The organism is Leisingera sp. XS_AS12, assembly GCF_041224635.1.
Lineage (GTDB): Bacteria > Pseudomonadota > Alphaproteobacteria > Rhodobacterales > Rhodobacteraceae > Leisingera.
In genome coordinates this window covers 1-357 of record NZ_JBGFGM010000032.1, presented here as the reverse complement: position 1 = coordinate 357, position 357 = coordinate 1, and the positions used below count along the sequence as shown (strand labels likewise).

The following is a 357-nucleotide window of genomic DNA, read 5'->3' as shown; positions in this document are numbered from 1 at the left end:
GATCTGCTGATGACTGTTTCTGTATTTGATGCTGCCCGGCAGCACGCTGACTCCCCGTCTGTTTCGGCACAGGATGCCGCTTCGCTGCCCGCGCCGGTTGCGTCGCTGGGGGTCGATGAGTTTGAGCTGGGGCTCCTGCCGGTGCTGCGCCATTTTCTGCTGGCGCATGCTGATCCTCGGCAGCAGGCATGGCAAAGCGCCTATACGATTGCGGCTGAACGCTGGGGAGAGACCCTGGGGTTGGCGGCTGCCCATATGGCGATGAAACTGCTGCGGGCCGTGCTGGAGTGCCGGGACGGGCAGTTCGCCTGCATCAGCCCCTTTGATCTGGAGAACCGTGCCTGCGTCACGGCGGAT

1 pseudogene is annotated in these 357 nt (G+C 63.6%); it reads left to right on the top strand.

From position 1 onward, the window contains the following. Positions 1 to 357: pseudogene (locus AB9K35_RS00430) on the top strand (hypothetical protein); the annotation flags it as partial.